Source organism: Promicromonospora sp. AC04 (assembly GCF_003058225.1).
In the GTDB taxonomy this organism is placed as follows: Bacteria; Actinomycetota; Actinomycetes; order Actinomycetales; family Cellulomonadaceae; genus Promicromonospora.
This window is the reverse complement of sequence record NZ_QBUG01000006.1, coordinates 21,196-45,468: the sequence shown is the minus strand read 5'-3', so window position 1 is coordinate 45,468 and position 24,273 is coordinate 21,196. Positions and strand designations below refer to the sequence as shown.

Annotated in this window: 16 protein-coding genes; 8 read left to right on the top strand and 8 right to left on the bottom strand. The window is 71.9% G+C overall.

The window, feature by feature from the left end; genetic code table 11:
* The first annotated feature begins 124 nt into the window (after positions 1 to 124).
* Positions 125 to 6,178 carry an Ig-like domain-containing protein gene (locus tag C8K30_RS16465; protein WP_233257220.1) on the top strand — a complete coding sequence of 2,018 codons (6,054 nt, stop codon included), beginning with the start codon at positions 125 to 127 and terminating at the stop codon, positions 6,176 to 6,178.
* A gap of 52 nt (positions 6,179 to 6,230) precedes the next feature.
* On the opposite strand, the gene C8K30_RS16460 is transcribed toward C8K30_RS16465, so the two are convergent.
* From C8K30_RS16460 to C8K30_RS16450, 3 genes are all read right to left on the bottom strand, one after another.
* A complete protein-coding gene (locus tag C8K30_RS16460; RefSeq protein ID WP_108494008.1) occupies positions 6,231 to 7,214 on the bottom strand; it encodes a zinc-binding dehydrogenase in 984 nt (327 codons plus the stop codon).
* Positions 7,211 to 7,660, bottom strand: a complete 450-nt coding sequence (locus tag C8K30_RS16455) for a MarR family winged helix-turn-helix transcriptional regulator (RefSeq protein WP_108494007.1) — start codon at positions 7,658 to 7,660, stop codon at positions 7,211 to 7,213. Before C8K30_RS16455 ends, C8K30_RS16460 begins: the two co-directional genes overlap by 4 nt.
* An 86-nt stretch (positions 7,661 to 7,746) precedes the next feature.
* On the bottom strand, positions 7,747 to 11,010 hold the full coding sequence (locus tag C8K30_RS16450) for an efflux RND transporter permease subunit (RefSeq protein ID WP_108494006.1): 3,264 nt from the start codon (positions 11,008 to 11,010) through the stop codon (positions 7,747 to 7,749).
* Positions 11,011 to 11,177: 167 nt separating this feature from the next.
* Between C8K30_RS16450 and C8K30_RS16445 the strand changes: the two genes are divergently transcribed.
* Positions 11,178 to 11,627, top strand: a complete 450-nt coding sequence (locus tag C8K30_RS16445; RefSeq protein WP_108494005.1) for a MarR family winged helix-turn-helix transcriptional regulator — start codon at positions 11,178 to 11,180, stop codon at positions 11,625 to 11,627.
* A 168-nt stretch (positions 11,628 to 11,795) separates the two neighbouring features.
* Here the strand turns inward: C8K30_RS16445 and C8K30_RS16440 are convergent, their stop codons facing one another.
* Both C8K30_RS16440 and C8K30_RS16435 read right to left on the bottom strand, forming a co-directional pair.
* Positions 11,796 to 13,016 (bottom strand): cell wall metabolism sensor histidine kinase WalK, encoded by a 1,221-nt coding sequence (locus C8K30_RS16440; RefSeq protein ID WP_199230531.1) that lies wholly within the window; start codon positions 13,014 to 13,016, stop codon positions 11,796 to 11,798.
* 56 nt (positions 13,017 to 13,072) lie between these two features.
* Positions 13,073 to 13,789: a response regulator transcription factor gene (locus C8K30_RS16435; RefSeq protein ID WP_108494003.1), complete on the bottom strand. Its 717-nt coding sequence runs from the start codon at positions 13,787 to 13,789 to the stop codon at positions 13,073 to 13,075.
* 127 nt (positions 13,790 to 13,916) lie between these two features.
* Between C8K30_RS16435 and C8K30_RS16430 the strand changes: the two genes are divergently transcribed.
* From C8K30_RS16430 to C8K30_RS16415, 4 genes are read left to right on the top strand one after another with little or no spacing between them, the layout of a single operon-like run.
* A complete protein-coding gene (locus C8K30_RS16430; RefSeq protein ID WP_199230530.1) occupies positions 13,917 to 14,963 on the top strand; it encodes a MoxR family ATPase in 1,047 nt (348 codons plus the stop codon).
* Positions 14,960 to 15,877 carry a DUF58 domain-containing protein gene (locus C8K30_RS16425; RefSeq protein ID WP_108494001.1) on the top strand — a complete coding sequence of 306 codons (918 nt, stop codon included), beginning with the start codon at positions 14,960 to 14,962 and terminating at the stop codon, positions 15,875 to 15,877. Before C8K30_RS16430 ends, C8K30_RS16425 begins: the two co-directional genes overlap by 4 nt.
* Positions 15,874 to 16,878 (top strand): VWA domain-containing protein, encoded by a 1,005-nt coding sequence (locus C8K30_RS16420; protein WP_108494000.1) that lies wholly within the window; start codon positions 15,874 to 15,876, stop codon positions 16,876 to 16,878. Before C8K30_RS16425 ends, C8K30_RS16420 begins: the two co-directional genes overlap by 4 nt.
* Positions 16,879 to 16,899: 21 nt before the next feature.
* Positions 16,900 to 17,901 (top strand): S1C family serine protease, encoded by a 1,002-nt coding sequence (locus tag C8K30_RS16415; protein ID WP_108493999.1) that lies wholly within the window; start codon positions 16,900 to 16,902, stop codon positions 17,899 to 17,901.
* A 42-nt stretch (positions 17,902 to 17,943) separates the two neighbouring features.
* Here C8K30_RS16415 and C8K30_RS16410 read toward each other — a convergent pair whose 3' ends face one another.
* Positions 17,944 to 19,644: a Na+/H+ antiporter gene (locus C8K30_RS16410; protein WP_108493998.1), complete on the bottom strand. Its 1,701-nt coding sequence runs from the start codon at positions 19,642 to 19,644 to the stop codon at positions 17,944 to 17,946.
* A gap of 240 nt (positions 19,645 to 19,884) precedes the next feature.
* On the opposite strand from C8K30_RS16410, the gene C8K30_RS16405 reads away from it, so the two are divergent.
* Positions 19,885 to 20,577 carry a flavodoxin gene (locus C8K30_RS16405; protein ID WP_108493997.1) on the top strand — a complete coding sequence of 231 codons (693 nt, stop codon included), beginning with the start codon at positions 19,885 to 19,887 and terminating at the stop codon, positions 20,575 to 20,577.
* Here C8K30_RS16405 and C8K30_RS16400 read toward each other — a convergent pair.
* Both C8K30_RS16400 and C8K30_RS16395 read right to left on the bottom strand, forming a co-directional pair.
* Positions 20,572 to 22,173, bottom strand: coding sequence for a CocE/NonD family hydrolase (locus C8K30_RS16400; protein ID WP_108493996.1), 1,602 nt, complete (start codon positions 22,171 to 22,173; stop codon positions 20,572 to 20,574). The two genes, C8K30_RS16405 and C8K30_RS16400, sit on opposite strands and share 6 nt — an antisense overlap.
* Positions 22,170 to 22,958 carry a TetR-like C-terminal domain-containing protein gene (locus tag C8K30_RS16395; RefSeq protein WP_233257219.1) on the bottom strand — a complete coding sequence of 263 codons (789 nt, stop codon included), beginning with the start codon at positions 22,956 to 22,958 and terminating at the stop codon, positions 22,170 to 22,172. Before C8K30_RS16395 ends, C8K30_RS16400 begins: the two co-directional genes overlap by 4 nt.
* On the opposite strand from C8K30_RS16395, the gene C8K30_RS16390 reads away from it, so the two are divergent.
* Positions 22,948 to 24,117 carry an epoxide hydrolase family protein gene (locus tag C8K30_RS16390; RefSeq protein WP_108494314.1) on the top strand — a complete coding sequence of 390 codons (1,170 nt, stop codon included), beginning with the start codon at positions 22,948 to 22,950 and terminating at the stop codon, positions 24,115 to 24,117. The two genes, C8K30_RS16395 and C8K30_RS16390, sit on opposite strands and share 11 nt — an antisense overlap.
* The last annotated feature ends 156 nt before the right edge of the window (positions 24,118 to 24,273 follow it).

Sequence of the window (24,273 nt, the reverse complement as noted above, 5' to 3'; positions counted from 1 at the left end):
ATGGGTAGTTCTGCCCACCCGACTTTCGACGACTATTCACCCCTCGCCTAGGTAGGGTGCACCAGTTGCGCCCGTGTGTGCTGGCCGGGCGGTCCTTTCGTGGAGTGATGAATGAGGAGGACGCATGAGCTTTGCCTCACGCGTGTATGAGAACCGCCGGTCGATAGTGTCTGTCGGGTTGGTGACCCTCTTCGCCGCGGGGCTCCTGGGCTTCGCTCTCCTGTACGACGGCGAGTCGACCGCGGAGGTCGACCTCAACGACTCGGGCGTCTGGGTGACCCGGACCACGAAGGGCGAGCTCGGGCGGTTCAACTACGAGGCGAAGGCTACGGACGGCGTCCTGCAGGCGAGCTCCACGGGCTTCGACGTGGAGCAGGACGCGCAGCGCATCCTCCTGAACAGCGCGAGCACCTCTTCGGCGAGCCCGGTGAACGCGGCGCAGCTGGCGCTGGACAGCACCATGGAGCTCCCCGCGGGAGCGCAGGTCTCCTCGGGCGGCCCGACCACCGCGGTGTATGACCCGGAGACGGGCAGAGCCTGGGTCATGCCGTTCGACTCGGCCGCCTTCGACGAGAAGAAGCTCAAGCCGACGGTCAAGGCCGGCAAGGGCGGTCGGCTCACCGTGGGCAACGACGGCACCGCCTTCCTCGCCGTGCCGAGCGACGGCAAGATCTACACGATCCCGACCAGCGCGCAGGGCGTCGCGGACGACGTGCAGGAGTCGTCCCTCCCGGTCGCCACGGATGCGGAGGTGCAGGTCTCCGCCGTCGGCGACAAGCCTGTGGTCCTGGACCAGGCGACCGGGAACCTGGTGCTGCCGGACGGCGACACGGTCGAGGTGGCGGACGGCTCCCAGGGCATGCTGCAGCAGCCGTCCGGCGAGGCCGACAACGTGGTGCTCGCCACCCCGAAGAGCCTGGTTCTCCAGCCGCTGGGCGGCGGCGACGAGACGACCCAGGTGGTGGACGGTGGCGCGTCGGGTACGGCGTCCGCCCCGGTGCAGCTGAACGGGTGCGTCTACGGTGCCTGGGCGGGGTCGGGTCAGGTCATCCGGAACTGCGAGGACGAGGACAACGACTTCGGCCAGGTGCTGGAGGGCCTGATTCCCTCCGCGAGTCTGGTCTATCGCGTGAACCGCGACGTCATCGTGCTGAACGACATGACGAACGGCCAGCTGTGGATGGCCTCGGACGAGTTCGAGCTGGTCGACGACTGGGACACCACGGAGCCCAAGGCCGGCAAGGGTGAGAAGACCGAGTCGGAGCAGACCACGCCGCTGATGGTCGACAACTTCGTGGCCGATCGGAGCAAGCCCAACACCAAGCCGGAGCCCAAGGACGACACGTTCGGCGTCCGGCCCGGCCGCACCACGGTGCTCAACGTGCTGGGCAACGACACGGACAAGGACGGCGACGTGCTGACGGCCACGGTCAAGACCGAGCCCCAGAGCGACATCACCATCGACCGCGTGCTCGACGGCGTGGCCCTGCAGGCCGACGTGCCCGACGACGCGACGGGCAGGATCACGTTCAAGTACGAGGTCGACGACGGGCGGGAGGGCGGCAAGGCGGAGGCGTCCGTGACCCTCAACGTGGTGCCGCCGGCCGAGAACCACCCGCCCACCCAGCCCGACGGCGTGCCCGTGCTGCGGGTGGCGCAGGACGAGCAGGCGAGCATCAAGGTGCTGCCGTACTTCAAGGACCCGGACGGCGACGACCTGTTCCTGTCCAACGCGACCACCGCGGACCCGATGGACGAGGTGCGGTTCCGCCCGGACGGCACCGTCGAGTTCCTTGACGGCGGCAGCGGCACGGGACTCAAGATGGTCGACCTCCAGGTGTCGGACTCGAGTGGCACCCCCGTCGAGGGCAAGCTGCGCGTGGACGTCGTGTCCACCAACGTGAAGCCCGTGGCGGTGCAGGACCACGTGACCGTGCTGACCGGCGAGCCGGTCACGGTCAGCCCGCTGAAGAACGACTACGACGCCAACGGTGACGAGCTGAGCCTGAACCGCGTCGACGAACCGCTCGGGACGACCGTCACCAAGAACACGGCGGCCCGTACCTTCAAGTTCGAGAGCGACCAGGCCGGCTCGTACGACGTGACCTACCAGATCACCGACGGCCCCGAAGCGACGATGGGGCTGGTGCGGGTGGATGTGGTCGACCCGCCGACCGAGGCGGGCGCACCCGTCGCCGTCTCGGACCAGGTGCTGCTGCCGACCGGCGGCACCGCGCTCGTGGACGTGCTTGCCAATGACACCGACCCCGCGGGCGGCGTGCTCGTGGTGCAGGGCGTCAGCGTGCCCGCCAACGCCCCGATCAGCGTGTCTGTGCTGAACCATCAGATCCTGAAGGTGTCCGAGATCAAGCGGCTCGGTGAGCCGGTGATCGTGAACTACAAGGTGGCGAACGGCTCGGGCACGGTCACGGGGCAGGTGCGCGTGGTGCCCATCCCGACGCCCGCGCAGATGCGGCCGCCGGAGGCAGGCAACGACGAGGCTGTCGTCCACGTCGGGGACGTGGTGACCATCCCGGTGCTGAAGAACGACACGCACCCCGACGGCGTGGCGATGAGGGTCACCGACGAGCTGCAGGAGGAGCCGTCGGCCTCGGCGGGCGAGGCGTTCGTCTCCGAGGACACGGTGCGCTTCCGCGCGGGCGACGACGCCGGGGTCTACGACGCCGTCTACGAGGTGGAGGACGCCAACGGGCAGAAGGACTCCGCACGGGTCACGATCACCGTGAAGGACGATCCGGAGAACACGGCCCCACAGCTGCCCGACATCGAGGCACGGGTGCTCAGCGAGGGCATCGTCCGGATCCCGCTGCCGCTGGACGGGAGCGATCCTGACGGCGACTACGTGACGCTGAGCTCCATCTCGGGAGCGCCCGCCAAGGGCAACGCCACCATCGTGGACGGGTTCATCGACTACAAGGCCGCGAACGCGACGGGCCTGGACACCTTCACCTACCAGGTGGCCGACACGCGCGGTGCGGTGGGCGAGGGCTTGGTCCGCGTCGGCATCGTGGCGCCCCCGGCCACCAACCAGGAGCCGCAGGCGCTCGACGACGAGACGACGGTCCGGCCGGGCCGGACGGTGGCCATCACGGCGCTCGACAACGACTCCGACCCGGACGGCGACCAGATCGGTCTGGTGGCCAAGGGCTTCGAGGGCACCGAGGGCCTGAAGCCCAAGGCCGTGGAGGACGACGTGGTCGTCACCGCGCCCGGCGACGAGGGACCGTACTCCTTCTACTACGGCATCCAGGACAGCTACCAGGCAAGCGCCAGTGGTGCCATCACGGTGAACGTGGACCAGAACGCGCCGCTGCTACGCCCCATCGCGCACGACGACGTGGTCACGGTCGACGACGTCGAGGGCTCGACCAGTGTCACGGTGCAGGTGCTCGACAACGACGTGGACCCGGACGGGGTGGGTGCCGACCTCGAGGTCTCGGTGGACCCGGGCCTCGAGGGCGTTGCGGTCACCGAGTCGAACGCGATAGAGGTACAGCTCACCGAGAACGCGCAGGTCATCACCTACACCGTGACGGACATGGACGGCCTGGAGGCCAAGGCGTTCGTGCGGGTGCCCGGCGACCAGCTGCGACCGCACATCAAGCCCGGCCTGGATCCGCTCAAGGCGTTCAGCGGCGAGCCGCTCACGATCGACCTCGCCGACTACGTGGTGGTCCGCGAGGGCCGGGTGCCGCGCATCACCGAGGACAACACGGTCAAGGCGCTGGAGGGCAAGGTCGAGATCACCGACAACGACACCCTGGTGTACACGTCGGCCGAGGACTACGCGGGTGCGGCGTCGGTCAGCTTCGAGGTGACCGACGGCACCGGCCCCGACGACGAGGAGGGTCTCACCGCGGTGCTGACCCTGCCGATCGACGTGACCCCCTCCGAGAACCAGCCGCCGAAGATCACGGGCACCCCGGTGCTCAAGGTGGCGGCCGCCGAGGAGGCGGCCGTCGACCTGTCGCGGTACGTCAAGGACCCGGACAAGGACCCGCTGACCTTCGAGGTCGAGGGCAGGGACGGCTTCGAGATGTTGGTCTCCGGCGCCACGGTCACCGGGGAGGTCAACGCGTCGGTCCCCAAGGGCACCATCGTGCAGCTGCCGATGACCGTCTCCGACGGCAGGCACTCCGTGCAGGCCGAGCTGACCGTCGAGGTCACGCCGTCGACCCGGCCACCGGCGAAGACGACCGATGACGTGGTGCTGGACGCGCACCAGGGCAAGGCGACGACGGTCCCGGTGCTGGCGAACGACTCCAACCCGTTCCCCGAGACCCCGCTCAAGGTCGTCGCCGCGGCCAGCGAGGCGGGCGGGGGCGATGTGACGTTCACCGACTCCGACGTGGTCGTCACCCCCGAGCCCGACTTCACCGGCGTCATGACCGTGCGCTACACGGTGCAGGACGCGACCGGGGACCCGGCCCGCCAGGTCGACGGCTTCGCGAAGCTGACGGTGCTGGGCAAGCCCGACGCTCCCCGCGCACCGCGCGTGGAGGAGGTGCGCTCCGAGACCGTGGTGCTGAGCTGGGACCAGCCCAACAACAACGGCGCAGACATCACGAGCTACATGCTGCGCACCAACACCGGTCAGGAGCACAAGTGCGACACGACCACGTGCACGTTCGACGGACTGAAGAACAACGTGAAGTACACGTTCACGGTCACGGCCACCAACGAGGTGGACGAGTCGGCGCCGTCGCCGTCGTCCCGCGAGGTGCGTCCCGACGAGCGTCCGGACAAGCCCGAGCCGCCGTCGCTCAAGTTCGGCGACAAGAAGCTCACCGTCTCGTGGCAGAACAAGTCGTACACGGACCGGTCCCCCATCGACTGCGTCACCCTGGAGATCAGCCCGCCCCCGACCGACGGCGCGACACAGAAGGTCTGTGAGGACAACAGCCCGGTCGTCTGGGAGGGGCTGGACAACGGCACCGCGTACACGGTGCGGGTGCAGGCCAAGAACGCAGCGGAGGAGCCGTCGGAGTGGAGCGATCCGTCCGCGCCGGAGATCCCCGCCGCGAAGCCCGCACAGCCGGAGCCCCCGACCGCGAGCCGCGTGAACAACAAGGTGGGCGGCCAGATCAACGTGGGCTGGACGGCGCCGGCCAACAACGGTGACGCGATCAGGATGTACTACCTGGACGTGTACGAGAACGGGAGCAAGACCAAGACGCTGACGCGGTCCGGTACCTCGACGGTTGTCGAAGCGCTGAACCCGGAGTCGTCCTACACGTTCACGGTCCAGGCCGAGAACAAGGCGGGCAAGTCCCTGGTCAGCGCCCAGTCCGCCGCGGAGCCGGCCTACGGCGAACCCGACAGCCCAAGTGGCGTGCGCGCGAGCAACCCCGGTGACGGGCGCGCGACCGTGAGCTGGAGCGCTATCTCGAGCACGGGCTTCCGCGGCCCGGCGCACCGGTACGAGGTCTCGGCCAACGGCGGGGCCGCCGAGAACGCCGGGGACACCACGTCGTACAACGACACCGGCCTGACCAACGGGACGTCCTACACGTTCCGGGTGCGGGCCTGCAACCAGTACATATGCGGTGCCTGGTCCGCGGCGTCCAACGCCGTCAAGCCGTACGGCCCGCCGATCCAACCGACGATGACCGCCACCGACGGGATCGAGAAGGTCACGTTCACGTGGGATGGGGACGGGTACAACGGCCTGAAGACCACGGTCCAGGTGAGCGGGGCGGTCAGAAGCACGAACAAGACAGGCACCGTGACGGTGGCCGGCAGCCCCGGCCAGACCATGGAGGCCTGCGTCACGGTGGAGGACGAGATGGGGAAGACCGCGCAGGACTGCGACTCTGGGACGGTTCTGACGCCGAGGGCATGGGTGACCGAGGGCGCCGTGCGCAGCGGATGCGCCGAGACGTGCCGGTACTGGGAGCTGAACTGGTCGGGCTTCGACGCGGGCAACCACCAGGCGGCCTGCTGGGCCGGCGACACGTCGGCCGAGGGCGGCCCGTCGGGCTGGCACGACATCCACGAGGGACACGCCACGACCTGGGCGGGCGCCACCAAGTACCCGATGGACGGCTCCCAAGGCTCGAGGCAGCTCTCGTGCTACATGGGCGCGAACTACAACGGTACGGAGGTCGCCTTCTACGTCGACGGCAAGCGGTACGAGGTCTCGAGGTGGAACAGCTGATGTCAGCCGCCGCGGCGCCGCCAGGCGCCGCGGCCGCGACCGGCCACAGCGGTCAGAGCAGGACCACGCCCTTGCCACCGATGACGTTCGCCTCCATGTCACGGTGCGCCTGGACGATGTCGTCGATGCCGTAGGTGCGGCCGACGGGGACCACGGCGGCCCCGTCGGCCACGGCGTCGAGGAACTCCTGGAGGGCCTCGGCGGGGAGGTCGGCGGCCTCCCCCGAGTACGCGGTCAGGCGCACCCCGTTGGGCAGCCAGTCCATCGGGTAGAAGTCCGGGATGGTCCACTGGTCCGAGAGCATCCCGGTGAAGCAGGTCGTCCCGCCCTGCCGCGTCGCCCGGAGGGTGTCCCGCATGACGTTCACACCGACGAGCTCGACGGCGCCGTCGACTCCCTGCGGGACGATGCGGCGGACCGCGGAGGCGACCTCGCCGTCGTCGACCAGGACGTGGTCGACGCCCACGCCTCGGAGCCGCTCGGTCCGCGAAGCGGACCGCGTCGTCGACAGCACCGTGACGCCCCGCAGCTTCGCCAGCACGGCTATCGTCAGGCCGACCGATGAGGTACCGCCACGGATCAGGAGGGTCTGCCCCGCCGTGACGCCGGCCCCGATCACCAGGGAGCCGTACGCGGTCTGCAGCATCTCCGGCACCGCGCCGATCGTGTCCCACGGCAGGTCGCTGCGGAACGGGATCACCTGGGACGCCGGGACGCTGACGTACTCGGCGTACCCGCCGTCGAACTCGCGGCCCATGCCGCCCATCATCGTCACCACCTGCGTGCCCGGGGCCAGCTCGCCACCCGGCGCGTCCTCCACGATCCCGGCCGCCTCGATCCCCGGGATGCGCGGGAAGCTGCCCGAGTAGGCAACGCCCTGCCGGAAGTGCAGCTCGGACCGGTTGAGCCCGAACGCCCTGACCCGGATCAGCACCCGTCCCGGCACGCTCTCCGGGACCGGCACCCGGCGGACCTGCAGCACCTCCGGGGCCCCGGGGGCGTCGATCACTGCCGCCCGCATCGTCGTGTCACTCATGCCAACACCCCTGCTCTCCGTCGAAGGTTCTGTCTGAGGCTCTCGATCCGCGCGGCCAGGTCCCGGAGCTCAGGACCCGACATCTCCGGGCCCAGCAGCTCGGCCAGGATCTCCGCCAGGGCGTCCGAGACGCCCTGGAACCGCCCGTCGCCCTCGGGCGTGAGGGCGATCAGCGAGGATCGGCCGTCGTGCGGGTTGGGCCGGCGGACGGCGAGCTCGTCCCGCTCCAGCCGGTCCACGAGCTTGCTCGCCGCGCCGATCGTGATGTCCAGGTCGGCAGCGATCTCGTTGACCCGGCAGTCGCTCCCCCGGGTGCGCACCACGCGGAGCGCCTCGAACCGCGCGAGCGTGACCCCGGTCCGGCGCACGAGCTCCCTGTCGACCGTGTTCCACAGCGTGGTCTCGAACCGGACCAGCGATGTCAGGAATCCGATGTAGTCGGTCACGTCTCTCCCCTCGACGACCGAACTATATTCCTCGGAATCTATTTTTCGCCAGCAGGGCCGTTCACGACGCCGGGGCTCGGCCGCGCCTACCCCGCGCTGTCCGCCGTGAGCCGCTGGGCGACCCTCGCCGCCTCGGCTGCCCTGACCTGCGCCTTCTCCGCCCGGCGCGCCGCCCGGGCCGCGCGCTTTCCGGTGCGGTCCTCCGTACGCCGCTCGAACAGCGTGTAGATCACCGGCACCAGGTACAGCGTGAGCAGCGTCGAGGAGACGAGCCCGCCGATCACCACCAGCGCCAGCGGCTGCGAGATGAACGCCCCGCCGCCCGTCAGGCCGAACGCCATCGGCGTCAGCGCGAGGATCGTCGCGGCCGCCGTCATCACGATGGGCCGCAGGCGCTGGCGCGCGCCCTCCCGCACGGCCTCGTCGAGCGGCCGGCCGTCGGCCCGGTACTGGTTGATCAGGTCGATCAGCACGATCGCGTTCGACACCACGATCCCCACCAGCATGAGCACACCGATCAGCGCCGCGACGTCGAGCGGCGTGCCGGTCAGCAGCAGCGCGAGCAGCGCGCCGGTCGCGGCGAACGGCACCGAGACCAGCAGGATCAGCGGCTGCCCGATGCTCCGGAACGTCGCCACCATCACCAGGTAGACGATGAGGATGGCCGCCAGCAGCGCCAGGCCCAGGTCCGCGAAGGCGTCGGCCTGGTCGGCCGCCACGCCGCCCATGGTCACCTCGGCGCCGTCCGGCAGGTCGAGGTTGTCGATCTCCTCGGTCAGGGCAACGGTCAGCGAGCCCAGGTCCTGCCCGGCGGGCGTGACCGCCACGGTGGCGCTGCGCTCCCCGTCCAGCCGCGTGACCGACGCCGGGGCCGACACCCGCTCGACCGTCACCAGGTCGCTCAGCGGGACCATGCCCGCCGCCGTCGGCACCTGGATCTCCTCGATCTCGGCGGTAGTGGCCGGCACGTCCCCGGCGACGACGACGTCGAGCGACGAGCCGTCCAGGTCCACGGTGCCGATGCTCGACTCGTTCATCGCCCCGGCCAGGAGGCCGGAGACCGTGGACTCGGTGAGCCCGGCCTCGGCGGCCGCGTCCCGGTCCACCGTCACCTGCACGGTGGACTGCTCCGCGGCGAGGTTGTTCGTCACGTTCTCGACGGTGTCGAGGCCGGTCACCGCGTCCTCGACGGCGCTGGCGGCCTCCGCCAGGGTGTCGGCGTCCGGCGCGGTGACCGCCAGGTCCACCGTCGTGCTGGCGAACCCCGTGTCGCCGGCGGCCACGGTGATCTCGCCGTCCAGGGCGGCGGCGTCGAGCGCTTCGCTCACGTCGTCCTGCACGGCCTCGCCGTCGGCGTCCTCGTCCAGCGTCATCGCGAACGAGGCGCTGCTCGCGCCCCCGCCCCCGCCGAACGCGGCGGCGAACCCGTCGCCGGACCCGACGGTGGTCTGCACCGTCGCGATGCCGTCGACGTCGTCGAGGACGTCCTCGACCTCCTTGGCCGCCTCGTCCTGCGCCTCCAGCGACGTGCCCGGCTCGAACTCCTGCGTCACCGAGAGCGTGTCCTGCCCCGCGGCCCCGATGAAGTTGGTCTCCATGCGCGGCACCAGCGCGAGCGTGCCGCCCAGCAGCGCGATCGCGACGACCAGCGTCACGGCCGGGTGCCGCAGCGCGGCGCCCAGCGACGGCACGTAGGCGCGCTGCCAGACGCCGCGGCGCTCCTTGAGCTCGGCGGCCTCGCGCATCGCGACCCCGCCGTCGGCCGACATCGGGACCTTGATGAACCAGTACGCCAGCACCGGCACGACGACCAGCGCCACGACCAGGGACGCGCCCATGGCGATGGCGACCGTGACGGCGAACGGCTGGAACAGCTCGCCGGCCATGCCACCCACGAGCGCGATCGGGGCGAACACCGCGACCGTGCAGACGGTCGACGCCGTGATGGCCGCGCCCACCTCGCGCACGGCGGTGACTATCGCGTGCACCCGCTCCTCGCCGTACGACAGGTGTCGCTTGATGTTCTCGATCACGACTATGGAGTCGTCGACGATGCGCCCGATCGAGATGGTCATGGCGGCGAGCGTGAGGATGTTCAGGGTGTAGCCGGTCAGGTTCATCGCTGCGAACGTCACGGCCAGCGACAGCGGGATCGAGAGCGCCGCGACGAGCGTGGCCCGCACGGAAGCCAGGAACACCAGGATCACGAGCACGGCGAACAGCAGGCCGAGCCCGCCCTCCGTCGTCAGGCCCTCGATGGACTCCTCGATGAACGGCGCCTGGTCGAACGTGATCGCGGTGCTCACGCCGTCGGCGTCGAGCTCGTCCTCGACGTCGGCCAGCACGTCCTGCACGGCGTGGGAGACGTCCACCGTGTTGCCGTCCGGCGTCTTGGTCAGGGCGATCGCGAGCGACGGCTCGCCGTCCAGGCGCGAGAAGGAGGTGGGCGCCACGTCCTGCACGCTCACCTTCGCGACGTCGCCCAGGTGCACGACGGCGGCGGGACCCGCCTCGGCGTCCGGGGCCGTCGGCGTCCCGGGGACGGCGCCCGCGGCGTCGGCCGAACCGGCGGCCGGGCCTGCGGAGGCGCCGGTGCCGGCGGAGGCGGACGCGCCGGCGGACGAAGCCGCGGCGGGGACGATCGGCAGCTTCTCGAGCTCCTCGACGGAGGCGACCGACGTGCCCACCTGGACGCTGCTCGTCTCACCGTCCTCGGTGACCGAGCCGACCGGCGTGACCGTGCCGTTGTCCTGCAGCAGCGACGAGAGCTGCGCGGCGGTGAGGCCGGCCGCGGCGAGCTTCTCCTCGTCGGGCTCGATCACCACCTGCTGCTCGGTGGTGCCGGTCACCGTGACGTCGCGGACCTCCGCGATCCCCGACAGCTCGGGCACCAGGACCGTGTCGATGGCGTCGGTCAGCTCCTGCTCGCTGCCGTCGCCGGACACCGCGAGCTGGACGACCGGCAGGTCGTCGAGGGAACCGGCCATGACCTGGGGCTCGACGTCCTCCGGAAGGTCCTGGATGTTGCCGAGGGCGGACGTCACCTCCTGGTCGACCTCGTCGATGTCGGTGCCGTACTCGAGCTCGACGGTGGTCGTCGAGATGCCCGTGGAGACCGTGGAGCTGACGCCCGTGACGCCGTCGATCACCTGGACCGCCGTCTCGATCGGGTCGGTGACCCGCTCCGCGACGATCTCCGGCGAGGTGCCCGGGTAGGCGGCGGTGACCGCCACCATCGGCACGTTCAACGACGGGATGAGCTCCTGACGGAGCTGCCCCATGCTGAAGATGCCGACGAGGAAGACGGCGATCGTCGCTAGCGCGACGACCGCACGGTTCGCGATCGACATTCGGGCAAGACGAAACACACTGCCTCCAGATCTGGGGTTCACGCCGGGTCCCGCGACTCCTTCGGCGCAGTATTTTGCCTAACGCAAAGGATCTCCCCGGGGTTCCCGCCCCGCAACTCCGGTTCCCGCCCGGCCCCAGGGGGTGAAGTGACGACTACAGTCGCTCCGTGACCGACGAGAACCGCGACCAGCTCCTCACGGAGCTCGCCACCCTGCACCAGCAGCTCGGCGAGGCGTTCTTCGCCTCCCGCCTCCGGCCCCTGCTGGAGACGGACCTGACCGTGCAGCAGATCCGGGCGCTCGCGCTCGTGCAGGTGGACCGCGAGTCGACACCTCAGCGTCTCGCCGAGGCGCTCGGCGTCTCCGCCGCGACCGTGTCCGGGATCCTCGACCGGCTCACCGCCGCCGGCATGACGGTACGCACCCCCGACCCGGCGGACGGCCGCGTGCGCCGGGTGACCAGCACGGAGAAGGGCACCGAGGCGATCCGGCGCCTCTTCGCCCACGAGGACGCGCTGCCGCCCGAGCTCCTCGCCCTGCTCGACGTCGACGACCTGCGCGCGCTCGTCCAGGGCACGCGCGGCCTGCTGGAGGCAGCCCGCAAGCTGGCGCCGTAGCTCCGGGACAGGCTCGACCACGAGTGCCGGCGGGGAGAGTCACTCCACGGACGGGATGCGTTGCTGACGGTAGACAACGTCTACGCACAGCAACAGACCCCGGGAAACAGCAGTTTCCCCTTGGCCGTCACACCGACGCCTGGCCGAGCACGCTCCCTCGGCCAGGGCTCACGACGCGAGCGGGTCGCCGCTCGGCGGCGCGTCTCCGCGCTGCGTCGCGCGGTCCAGGGTCCGGTCCGGGAGCCAGACCGTGAACGTGCTGCCCCGCGGGCCGTGATCGGTGTGCAGGAGGTGCCCGTCGTGGCTCTCGGCGACCTGGCGGGCGATCGCCAGGCCGAGCCCGGAGCCGTCCGGGCGGTCCTCGGCCCCGTTCGAACGGCCCGCGCCGCCGCCGTCCGCGCCCCGGTAGAAGCGGTCGAAGATCCGGTCCCTGGCCTCGGGCGGTACGCCGGGACCTTCGTCGGCGACGGCGATCCACGCCCAGCCCTGCCTGCTGCCCACGCCCACCGTGATCGCGCTGCCCACGGGCGCGAGCCGCACCGCGTTGGACAGCAGGTTGTCCACCGCCCGGGCCAGCGCGTTGGCGTCGCCGTAGGCGACCGGCCCCGGGTGGGTCCGCTCCGCGATCGACACGCCGCGCCGCTCGGCCACCGCGCGGTTCTCCCGGACCGCGCCCTCGGCCAGGGCCGCGAGGTCGACCTCCCGGTCGGTGAAGGCCTCCGAGCGGAACCGCGCGGTCGCCAGCAGGTCCTCCAGGAGGCGGGACATCCGGCTGGTCGCACCGAGCACGACGGCGGTCGCCTCGGCGCGCTGTGCCCGGTCGGCCTGGTCGTTGCCCAGCACCGCCTCGACGTTCGCCTGCACCACCATGACGGGGTTGCGCAGCTCGTGGGACACGTCCTCGATGAGCCTGCGCTCCGCGCTGAACGCCCGGTCGAGGCGGTCGAGCATCCCGTCGATCGTGTCGGCCAGCGTGCGCAGCTCGTCGTGGGGACCCGTCGCGCCGATCCGGCGGGACAGGTCGGTGGCGCCGATCTCCTGGGCGGTGCGCGTGATGGCCTCGACCGGCCGCAGGGCACGTCCCGAGACCCACCAGCCGACGGCGACGCTGAGCAGGAACATCACCACGAGCGCTATCGCCGAGTAGTCCCGCAGGGTCTGCAGCGCCGTGTAGTTCACGGCGTGCTGGACGGTGTCGAGGTCGGCGGCCTGGAACTGTTCGCCGGGCTTGTAGGCGATGCTGCCGTCGGACTTCTTCTCGAACCGCTTGACCGTGACGGGGTCCAGCGGCGCGGCGACGATCGTCTGCGACAGCGCGAAGTACACCCCGGCCAGGATGAGCGCGGTGATGCCGAACAGCGTCGCGGAGTAGGTCAGGGCAAGCCGCATCCGCACGGTCCTGGCCCACCCGGGAAGCCTTACCCACCCGGGAAGCCGCAGACCGGTCATGCGGGAACGCCCTCGACGGACGCGGGCAGCTCGCGCAGCCGGTACCCGCGGCCGATGACGGTCTCCAGCGCGGGCTCCTCGCCGTCGACGCTCAGCTTGCGCCGCAGCGTGCCGACCGTGACCCGGACCGTCTGCGTGAACGGGTCCGCGTTCTCGTCCCACACGTGCTCGAGCAGCTCCTCCGCCGCCACCACGTAGGCGGGCCGGTTCATCAGGTAGCGCAGCACCGCGAACTCCTTGCGGGTCAGGACCAGCTCCCGAGTGCCGCGCCAGGCGAGCTGCCGGGCGGCGTCGAGCCGGATCGGGCCGTGCACGAGCACGGCCGCCGCCTCCCGCGCCTCACGGCGCAGCAGGGCGCGGATCCGGGCGGACAGCTCGATGATCGCGAACGGCTTGACGAGGTAGTCGTCGGCCCCAACGTCCAGCCCGGTCACCCGGTCGGTCAGCCGACCCCGCGCGGTCAGCATGAGGATGCGCGGCGGGTCGCCCTCGGCCAGCGGGACCTGCCCGGCGCGGACCGCGCGGGTCAGGTCGAAGCCCGTCCCGTCGGGCAGGGTCACGTCCAGCAGCACGACGTCGTAGGGGTTGAGGCCCAGCTTCTCCCTGGCCTCGGCACACGTGCGCGCCTGGTCGACGGCGTAGCCCTCGCGGCGCAGTGCCACCTGCAGGGCACTCACCAGGCCAGCCTCGTCCTCCACGATCAGCAGCCGCACAGCAGCACGGTAACCGCCCGGCGCAGGTCCTGACAGGTTCTGTCGGGACCTGCTTTCGGTCGGCTTTCGCTCGGGTTTCCCGCAGTTTTCTTCACTGTCGGGTGGAGTCGGTGCCATGGAAGAGCCCATGGAAGTACACCGGCCCGCCACCCAGGACATCCCTGCCGTCGCCAAGCACCCGCCGCTCCGCCCGGCCGCAGCCCTCCTAGAACGCGCCCTGTTCGAGGTCAAACGGGTGATCGTCGGGCAGGACCACATGGTCGAGCGCATCATGATCGGCCTGCTCTCGCGCGGCCACGTCCTCCTCGAGGGCGTGCCGGGCGTCGCCAAGACGCTCGCCGTGCGCACCCTGGCCACCGTCGCCGGGGGATCCTTCGCCCGCCTGCAGTTCACCCCGGACCTCATGCCGTCGGACATCGTCGGCACCCGGGTCTGGAAGCCCTCGCGGGAGGACTTTGACGTCGAGCTCGGCCCCGTCTTCGCCAACCTCGTCCTCGCCGACGAGATCAACCGCGCTCCGGCGAAGGTGCAGTCCGCCCTCCTGGAGGCCATGGCCGAGCGCCAGGTCAGCATCGGCGGCCGCACCTACGCCCTGCCCGACCCCTTCCTCGTCCTGGCGACCCAGAACCCGATCGAGAGCGACGGCGTCTACGCCCTGCCGGAGGCCCAGCGCGACAGGTTCCTGCTCAAGGTCGACGTCGACCATGCCGACGAGCTGGAGGAGCTGACGATCGTGCAGCGCATGAGCGCCACTCCCCCGCAGGCCGAACCGCTGCTCGACCCCGTGCTGGTCCGCCAGCTCCAGGAGGAGGCCGACCAGGTGTTCGTCCACCACGCCGTCGCGCAGTACGCGGTGGCCGTGGTGATGGCCACCCGCCGGCCCCACCAGTACGGCCTGCACCACCTCGACGGCGTGCTCGAGTACGGGGTCAGCGCCCGCGGCAGCCTCGGCCTGATCGCCGCCGGGCGCTCGCTGGCCCTCCTGCGCGGGCGGGACTACGTGCTGCCGTCCGACCTGGTCGACCTGGCGGGCGACACCCTCGCGCACCGGCTCGTGCTCACGTTCGACGCCGCCGCCGACGGCGTCGACCCCCGCACCGTCGTCGACGCGGTCCTGGCCGCCGTGCCCCAGCCGCGCGTGGCCCCGGCCGAGGAGGAGGTGATCACGCGATGAACGACTCGGCGCGCAGGTTCCGCCGGCTCGAGCTCACCGTCCGGCGCCGCGTCGACGGCCTGCTGCAGGGCGACGTCGACGGGCACGCCCTCGGGCCCGGCGCCGACCCGGAGGAGCTCGCCCACTACCGGCCGGGACAGGACGTGCGGCGGATCGACTGGAACGTCACCGCCCGCACCGGCGAGGCGCACCTGTGGCTCACGCGCGCCCAGCACGTGCTGGACACGTGGCTCCTGGTCGACCGCAGCCCCAGCATGGCGTTCGGCACCGCGCTCACCGAGAAGGTCGACGTCGCCGAGCAGGTGGCGGCCGCCGTCGGGCTGCTCACCGCCGCGCCGGGCAACCGGGTGGGCATCGGCCTGCTCGACTCGGCCGGCCTGCGCTGGATCGCGCCCCGCCCGGGGCGCGCCGCCGCGGTGACGCTGTCCAGGCTGCCCGCGGCGGGGCGGCAGGGCAGCCCGCAGGTCTCGCTCTCGAACGCCCTGCGCGGGCTCGGCGCCCGCGCCCGACGCCGCGGGCTGTGCGTGGTCGTCACCGACCTGGTCGGGCCCGACTGCGGCGTCGAGCGGCCCTTCGAGTGGGAGGAGGCGCTGCGGCGGCTGACCGCCCGGCACGACGTGATAGTCGTCGAGGTGGACGACCCGCGCGAGCAGGAGCTGCCGGACGTCGGTGAAGCGGTCTTCGTCGACCCCGAGACCGGGATGCAGCGCGAGGTGTCGACGTCGGACCCCGAGCTGCGCTTCGCCTACGCCATGGCCGCCGCCCGCCACCGCGACCAGACTGCCGCGGCCGTGCGCGCCTGCCGCGCCGAGCACCTGCGCGTGAACACCAGCCAGGACTGGGCGGCGGCGCTCGCCCGGTTCGTCAAGGACCGTCGGCGCGCCCCCGCCCGACGCCACCGGAGGACACCGTGACCTTCACCAGCCCCCTGATCCTGCTCGCGCTCGTCCCCGTCGCCGCCCTCGCGATCGCCTACCTGGTGCTGCAGCGGCGGCGCACCCGCTACGCCGTCCGCTTCGCGACCCTGCCGATGCTCGACCGCGTCGCGCCCACCCGGCCCCGCTGGCGGCGACACGTGGCCACGGGCCTGGTCCTGCTCGCGCTCGGCGCGTTCGCCACCGCGGCGGCCGGGCCCCAGATGGAGCTCCGGGTGCCGTACGAGCGCGCGACGGTCATCGTCGCCATCGACGTGTCGGGCTCGATGGAGGCGCAGGACGTGCCGCCCGACCGCATGACCGCGGCGAAGCAGGCCGCCGTCCAGTTCGTCCGCGAGCTGCCGCCCACCGTCCAGGTCGGGGTCGTCGCGTTCTCCGCCGACGCGGAGCTGATAGTGCCCGTGACGGACGACCGCGCGCTCGTCGAGGACTCCATCGACGCCCTCCAGCCACAGGGCGGCACCGCGATCGGCGAGGCAGTGTTCGCCTCCGCGGCGGAGGTCGTGCGCCAGGCGGCCGCCGACGACGCGGCGTCGGGCTCCGGCTCGCCCGCCCAGGCCGACGAGCAGACCGGCGGGCAGGACGGCGAGCCGATCCCCGCCCGGCTGGTCCTGCTCTCCGACGGGTTCAACACGGCGGGCCGCAGCCCCGCCGACTCCGTGCGGGCGGCGCTCGACGCCGAGATGCCCATCTCCACCATCGCCTACGGCACGCCCGGCGGCGTCATCGGCAGCGGCTTGCGCACCCAGCCGGTGCCGGCCGACGACGAGTCCCTGCGGATGCTCGCGGAGGAGACCGGCGGCCACTTCTACCGCGCCGAGAGCGGCGCCGAGCTGGACCAGGTCTACGAGGACATCGGGTCGGCGATCGGCTGGCGCACCGAGACCACCCTCGTCACCACGCCGCTGGTGATGCTCGGCCTGGCCCTCGCGATCACCGCCACCGCGCTGTCCCTGCGCTGGTTCTCCCGCCTGGTCTGACCCGTTCGAAGGAGCGTTCCGATGCAGAACCCCGACGCACAGCTGAATGGACGTCCGCACGACCGGCCTGCGCCCGACCGACCTGCGCCCGATCATCCTCCGCACGGTCTGGGCCGGCCCGCCGGTCCGCGCCGCTTCGTCGTCGGCGAGCCGGCCACACCCCGACCACCTGCGCCGGCCCCCGCCGTCCGGCTGGTGCCGACCCCCGCCCCGGCACCGGCGCCCGGGGCGCCGGTGGATTCGGCGCCGCCAGGTCCGCTCCTGAGCCCGCGGCCCGACGGCGAAGACCCGCACGGCGCCGCACCCCGCCGTCAGCGCCCCCTGCTGACGCTGGCCACCGCCCTGGCGCTGGGCGCGCTGCTCGGCTCGGCCACCACCGGCGTCGTGACCGGCCTGACCCTCGCCCAGCAGGACGCCCCGGCACCCGCCGTCGCGAACCAGGCCGGCGGCAGCACGACGACGGCGAGCGCCGCAGAGCGCGTGCTGCCCAGCGTCGTGCAGGTCCGGGCCGGTACGCGCGGCGGGTCGGGCGTGATCATCGACGAGAGCCACGTGGTCACCAACGGGCACGTGGTGGTCGGCAGCGAGACGGTCGAGCTGCTTCTCGGCGACGGGCGCTCCGTCGTCGGACGGGTGCTCGGGGCCGACGAGCGCAACGACATAGCGGTGGTCGAGGCGGACCTCGGTGGCACCCCGGCGGCGGCACTGGGCAGCAGTGCCGGGCTGCAGATCGGCCAGCCGGTGATCGCTGTCGGGTCGCCGCTCGGGCTGACCGGCAGCGTCACGGCGGGAGTGGTCAGCGCCGTCGACCGCAGCGCCGACGACTATCCCGGGCCGATGATCCAGACCGACGCGTCCATCAACCAGGGCAACTCCGGCGGGCCGCTGGTCGATCTGCGGGGGCAGGTGATCGGGATCAACACGGCCATCGCGACCGTCGGCAGCTCGGGGAACATCGGCATCGGGTTCGCCGTTCCGATCGACCGGGCGGCCGACGTCGCCGACAGCATCATCGCCGGGTAGCGGCGCACGCCGCCGGGCCGACGACGGGCCGCCGGGGACCGGTCAGTCCAGCGGTTCGACCCCGGTGAGCCGCAGCTCCTCGACGTCCATCCGGGTCTGGATCCGGAGCGCCACCGTGTCGTCGATCTTGCCCTCGCGGCGCAACCGGTACAGCGCCTCGCGCTCGCGGTCCAGGAGGGCGAGCCGGAGCCGGGTGTACTCCTCGTTGCGGGCGAGCGGCGCGTGCCCGGTCACGGCAACCCGCTGCAGTGGCGTCGTCGTCTCGGTGCTGGTGTCCGCTTCACCGACGGTGCCGGCGTCCTCGAGCACGGCCTCGAGCGCCTCGACCTCGGGTGGGGTCTGCCCGGCGGACTCCCGGCCCCTCGCCTCGGCGACCCGCAGGTGCTCGTCGTAGTCCCGGCGGAGCCGGTCGCGCACCTCGTCGCTGATGTCGTGCTCGACGGCCAGCTCGGGGATCGCCTCGATGGCGGTGGTGGTGATCACCCGCTCGGCCAGGCCGAGCTCCTGATCGGTGGCGGCGTCGTGCGGCAGGTTCGCCCAGCGTACGACCGCCGGCAGCAGCGGGCCCTGGACGAGCAGCGTGAGGAGGATGACGCCGGCGGTGACGAAGACGATGTCGGCCCGGCCGGGGAACGGCTCCCCGCTGTCCAGCGCCGCCGGGACGGACAGCGCGATCGCGAGGGACACCGCGCCGCGGAACCCGGCGAACGCGCTCACCACCCGGGCGCGGTAGCCCATCCGGCGGGCCCGCTGGGCGGGTCGCCGGTCGACCAGCCGGATGATCGCAACGGAGACCGTCTGGAACAGGAACCGCACGACGATCAGGGCCACCCAGGCCGCGACGACGATCACGAGGAGCCGGCCGACCGAGCCGCCGGCCAGGTCGCGGGCCACCACCTGGACCTCGAGCCCGATGAGCACGAACAGCGCCCCGTTGAGCAGGTACGAACCCAGCGGCCAGACCGACTCCGTCTGGCGGCGGGAGGCCGCCGTGCTGATCAGCGGCGCGACGTACGAGACGATGAGCCCGGCGACCACCACGGCGAGCACGCCGGACGCCCCGGCCAGCTCGGCCAGCAGGTAGGCGGTGAACGGGATGAGGAGCAGGGCGATGTTGATGACCGTCGCGTCGCGCAGCCGCCGCAGCACGAGATAGGCCGCGCCCCCCACCAGGGCGCCGGCGGCCAGCCCGCCCGCGTAGGACAGGACCACCAGGCCGGTGATGTCCAGGGGCGTGTAGCTCCCTCCGACGGCGGTGCCGACGGCGATGGCGTAGACCACCAGCGCCGTGCCGTCGTTCGTGAGGCTCTCGGCCTTGAGCACCATGAAGTTGCGGTGGGGCAGGGTGCGGCCCAGCGCCGCGACGGCGGTGGCGTCGGGCGGCGCCAGCGCGGCGCCGATGATGAGCGCGGCCTCCCACGGCATGCCGAGCGCGTAGGCGATGCCGGCCACGCCGAAGGCGGTAGCGACCACCAGCAGCGTGCTCAGGATGACGATGCCGCGGAAGTCCCGCTTGATCGAGCGCAGCGACGTGGTGAGGCTCTCCCAGAACAGCATGACCGGGAGGAAGAGGAGCAGGACCGTCTCGGGCGGCAGCTCGACCTCGCGCAGCTCGGGGACGAACCCGAGCGCGAGGCCGAAGACCAGCAGGAGCAGGGGTGCGGCGATCCGCAGCCGTGGCGCCAGCACGGCACCCGCGAACACCGCGGTGCCGAGCATCACCGTGATCTCCAGCCCGTTCATGACCGCTCCTCGATGGCGTGACAAGTCATCTCATCAGAGCGGACGGCGGCGGGCCACTCGGCTGTGCCGACGACCGGTGTGCTCATGCCGCTCACGCTACGGACGGCCGACGCCGGACGGGAGCTCCTGTCGAACCAGGCAACGACAGTGCCTCCCACGGCCGCGCCCGGCGACCTAGCGTGAGAACGCCCGCACACCCGCCGGGCGGCCGTCCGGCGCCTACCGCGAAGGAACCCGCGCATGACCCAGCTCGACCGCCGGACCTTCGTCCGGTCCGCCCTCACGCTGGCCGGCGCCGGCCTGGTCGCGAGCGCCGCGGGCTGTTCTCCGTCGCCCACCCCCGGCCAGACCGCCAGCCAGACCCCGAGCGAGGACCCAACCGTGACCGAGACACCCGACGCGACGCGCGGCAGGGCCCTGCTTGCCTACTTCTCCCGGGCCGGCGAGAACTACTACTACGGCGACCGGATCGACCTGACGACGGGCAACACGGCGGTGGTCGCCGGGATCATGGCGGACCTGGTCGACCTCGACGTCTACGAGATCGAGGCCGCCGACCCGTACCCGGAGGCGTACGAGGCGACGGTGCAGCGCAACGTCCGCGAGCAGGAGTCGGACGCCCGCCCCGAGATCGCGGGTGCGCTGCCCGACCTCGCGGGCTACGACGTCGTCCTGCTGGGCAGCGGGGTGTGGAACGTCCGCGCGCCGATGATCATGCGCACGTTCGTGGAGAGCTTCGACCTCACCGGCAAGACCGTCTTCCCGGTGGTGACCTACGCCGTCAGCGGGATGGGCCAGGTCGCCGACGAGTACGCCGAGCTCTGCGCCGGCGCCACGATCGGCGAGGGCCTCGCCGTGCAGGGCGAGGAGGCCGAGCAGTCGCGGCCCGACGTCGAGGACTGGCTGCGCCGGGTCGGCCTGCTCACCTCATAGGGCCCGGCGAACCGGCAGGATCAGCGCCGACGGATGCTCCGGGTCGTGGTGGACCGCCTGGTCGCCGGCCCGGAGCGTCGTGGCGGTCGCGATCGGCTCGCCGGTGCCGGGGTTGCGGGCATACCGCGGGAAGGCGCCGCTGGAGACCTGGACCCGGATGCGGTGACCGCTCTTGAACCGGTACGCCGTGGGCCAGAGCCGCACGTCCGCGCGGGTGAGCTCCTCGGCGGACGTCAGGCTCGTCAGCCCGTCGCAGACGTTGTGCGAGCGGCCCTCCTCGTCGACGTCGCAGAGCCGCACGAACACGTCGGCGTGAGCCAGGCTCGACCGGAACCAGACCTCGGCGCTCACCTCGCCGACGACCTCGACGTCCTCGTCGAGCACCGCTGTGGTGTACGTGAGCACGTCCGGCCGCGCTTCCAGTGCCGTGTTGTCGATGCGTCCGCCGTTGGTGATGCTGATGCCCCCCACCGCGGGCGTCGGATCGGCTGGGTCGTACCGATACACGTCGGCCTCGGACTCGCCCGGCGCCGCGACGGACAGCCGGCCGTCGGCCTGGAGGTGGAACCGCTCTGGTGCATAGTCCTTCGGCGGCCAGCTCTCGAAGTCGCGCCAGGCGTCCTGCCCCATCACGAACAGCCGCACCGGTGCCCGCTCGGGCGGCTCCTCGCCGCGCGCGTGGGCCAGTCCGAAGTCGATGGCTTCGGGCACGACCGGAGCCTCCGGGTGCGTCCAGGGCCCGACGGTGAGCCGGGCGGGCCTGCCGGCGTCCTGCAGGACCGTGAAGTCCCGCAGCTGGCCCGGCAGGAAGATGTCGTACCAGCCCGCGACCGAGCTGACCGGGACCATCGTGCCGGCGACCCGGTGGCGGTGGTCGAGGCGATCCCAGTGCGGGTCGTCGCCATCGTGGTCGAGGACGTCCTGGATGTACTGCGAGTGCCGGCCGATGGCCTCCACATCGGCGTCCCGCAGCGGCAGCGTGTGCAGCGCGCGGGTGTTCTTCCTCGTCTGGCTACCCCTGCGAAACATCGCGAGCGGACGCTCCTGGACGGCGACCAGGGCGCCCCACTCGAACGGCAGCTCCAGGGACCGGCCGTCGGCGCGCATGAACTCCTTGGTCAGCGCCGACTCGGTCACCACCGGGATCATGGCCTTGACCTGCGGCGGCAGGCTGTCCGCGACCGCCCACTGCACGTAGCCCAGGTAGCTCATACCGACCAGCACCATCGAGTCGCCGAACCAGGACTGCTTGACGACCCAGTCCAGCGTGTCGAGGCCGTCCTCGCGCTCCTGGCGCATCGGGTCCAGGACCCCGCCGGACCCGAAACCGCCGCGGGTGCTCTGGACGATCACCTGGAATCCGCGCTCGGCGAGCGGGCGGGCCATCATCGTGCCGAAGATGCCGGCGCGGCCGTACGGGCTGCGGAAGAGCGCAGTCGGCAGTCCCTGCCCGCCTCCTCGAGGTGCCCAGCGGTCGGCCAGGAGCTCGACGCCGTCGCGCATCGGCACGCGCAGGTCGCGGTCGACGGCGAGTCGGCGCGTGGGTGGGTCGGAAAGCTTCTGCTGGCGCTGGAGGGCGTGGCTTGTCAGGGTCATCGGTTGGTCTCCGTGTGCGAGGTGGCTGTCTGGCGCAGTGCGGTGGTGACGACCTCGGCCACGGCGATCAGCCGATCGGCGAGGTTCTCGGGATCGAGCGGGTCGTCCGCTTCGGTCACCCATTCGTTGATGACGGCGGCCGCGCCGCCGGTCATGAAAGCGGCCAGGTCCTCGAGCCGCTGCGGGTCGACGTCGGCAGCGAAGTGTTCCTCCATCGCACGCCGGTTGACCGGGACGAGCAGGCCGCTGAGGGCCTTGTTCAGCGCGAAGGCGCTGGAGCTGGTCAGCATCGCCCGGTAGAAGACCCGATGCCGGGCGAAGTGCCGGGCGATGACCAGCACACGGTCCCGCCCCGCCACCGCATCGGCTTCCGTCGCCTGGGACAGCAGCTCGGTCCTGGCCAGGTCGAGCGCCGCTTCGAGCAGCAGGGCGTCACGGTCACCGAAGTGCTGGTAGACGAGCTGCCGGCTCACATCGGCGGCCGCCGCGATATCGGCGATCGGAATCGCGGCGGTCCCCCGCTCGGTCACCAGCGCGACGGCGGCCTCGGTGAGGGCCGCCCGGGATCGCCGCACTCGGCGGTCCTTCGCGGGTGTGGCCACGGCCAGATCGAATCCCATGAGCACGATCATATACACCTGTAAGTTATTTAACAAGTGTCGTCTAACGCTCGGGCGCACCGCCGTGCGCCCCGCCGACGCGTCCTCGGCGGGCGGTCCGATCGCCGATGGGGCGGATGCGCCCGGCGACCGCGGTCCACGTAGGGTGAGCACCGTGCCGGACAACCTCCCTGCCCCCGAGCCGTTTGCCCCGCAGACCACCCCAGAGGCGATCGAGGACCTACGCGCGCGGCTGCGGGCGACCCGCTGGCCCGACGCGCCCGAGGACGTCGGGTGGTCCCTGGGCACGGACCTCGACTATCTCCGCGAGCTGGTCGCGTACTGGGCGGACGGGTTCGACTGGCCCGCGCAGGAGGCCGCGCTCGCCCGGCTGCCCCGCTTCCGGGTCTCGGTCGGCGGGCTCGGGATCCACTTCGTGCACGCCCGGGCCGTCGCGCCGGCCGGTCCCGTCCTGCCGCTGGTGCTCAGCCACGGCTGGCCCGACTCGTTCTGGCGGTACTCGAAGGTCGTCTCCCTGCTGACCGACCCGGGCGCGCACGGCGCGGACCCGGCGGACGCGTTCGACGTCGTCGTCCCCGACATGCCGGGCTTCGGGTACTCCGACCGGCCGACGGGGCCGCCGCTGAACTCGATAGCCGTCGCCGGGCTGTGGGCCGGGCTCATGACCGTGCTGGGCTACGAGCGGTTCGGCGCGGCGGGCGGGGACATGGGCAGCCATGTGAGCCGCTACCTCGCGCTCGACCATCCCGACCGCGTCGCCGCCGTCCACCGCACCGACGGCGGGCTGCCCATCTTCACCGGGGACCCGGCGACCCTCGCGGCCGAGGAACGGGCCTGGTTCGCGGAGACCGCCACCTGGAGCGCCACCGAGGGCGCCTACGGTGCCGTGCACCGCACCAAGCCCCAGACTCTCGCCGCGGCGCTCAACGACTCCCCCGCCGGCCTCGCCGCGTGGATCGTCGAGAAGCTCCAGTCCTGGAGCGACGGCGACATCGAGGACAGCTACACCCGGGACGAGATCCTCACGCTGCTGTCGATCTACTGGTTCACCGGGACGATCGGCTCGTCCATGCGGATGTACCACGCCAACGCGGCGATCTCGGCCAAGCAGCTCACGCGCCGGGTCGAGGTGCCGTCCGGGTTCTCGCTGTTCGCGGGCGACGTCGTCCGCCCGCCGCGGGCCTGGCTCGAACGCACAGCGAACACCGTGCGCGTGACCGAGCCCGAGCGCGGGGGCCACTTCGCCGCGTTCGAGGAGCCCGAGCTCTACGCCCGGGAGCTGCGGGACTTCTTCCGCCCGTACCGCGGGACCGTCCCGGCCTGAAGCCAGGCCCGAGCGCCCCTAGACCACCGACTGGTGACCGGACTCGACGACCCCCGACAAGGTCGGCAGTTTGCCTCACGAACTCGGCAGTTTGCATCGAGATCGGTCCAGGCCTGGACCGATCTCGATGCAGACTGCCGACCCTGCTGATCCACC

Coding starts and splice junctions, on each gene's coding strand:
- C8K30_RS16400 (WP_108493996.1), bottom strand. CDS start 22,173: ATGACCCTGACAAGCCACGCCCTCCAGCGCCAGCAGAAGCTTTCCGAC.
- C8K30_RS16405 (WP_108493997.1), top strand. CDS start 19,885: ATGACCCAGCTCGACCGCCGGACCTTCGTCCGGTCCGCCCTCACGCTG.
- C8K30_RS16450 (WP_108494006.1), bottom strand. CDS start 11,010: ATGTCGATCGCGAACCGTGCGGTCGTCGCGCTAGCGACGATCGCCGTC.
- C8K30_RS16460 (WP_108494008.1), bottom strand. CDS start 7,214: ATGAGTGACACGACGATGCGGGCGGCAGTGATCGACGCCCCCGGGGCC.
- C8K30_RS16430 (WP_199230530.1), top strand. CDS start 13,917: ATGGAAGTACACCGGCCCGCCACCCAGGACATCCCTGCCGTCGCCAAG.
- C8K30_RS16415 (WP_108493999.1), top strand. CDS start 16,900: ATGCAGAACCCCGACGCACAGCTGAATGGACGTCCGCACGACCGGCCT.
- C8K30_RS16440 (WP_199230531.1), bottom strand. CDS start 13,016: ATGCGGCTTGCCCTGACCTACTCCGCGACGCTGTTCGGCATCACCGCG.
- C8K30_RS16410 (WP_108493998.1), bottom strand. CDS start 19,644: ATGAACGGGCTGGAGATCACGGTGATGCTCGGCACCGCGGTGTTCGCG.
- C8K30_RS16425 (WP_108494001.1), top strand. CDS start 14,960: ATGAACGACTCGGCGCGCAGGTTCCGCCGGCTCGAGCTCACCGTCCGG.
- C8K30_RS16465 (WP_233257220.1), top strand. CDS start 125: ATGAGCTTTGCCTCACGCGTGTATGAGAACCGCCGGTCGATAGTGTCT.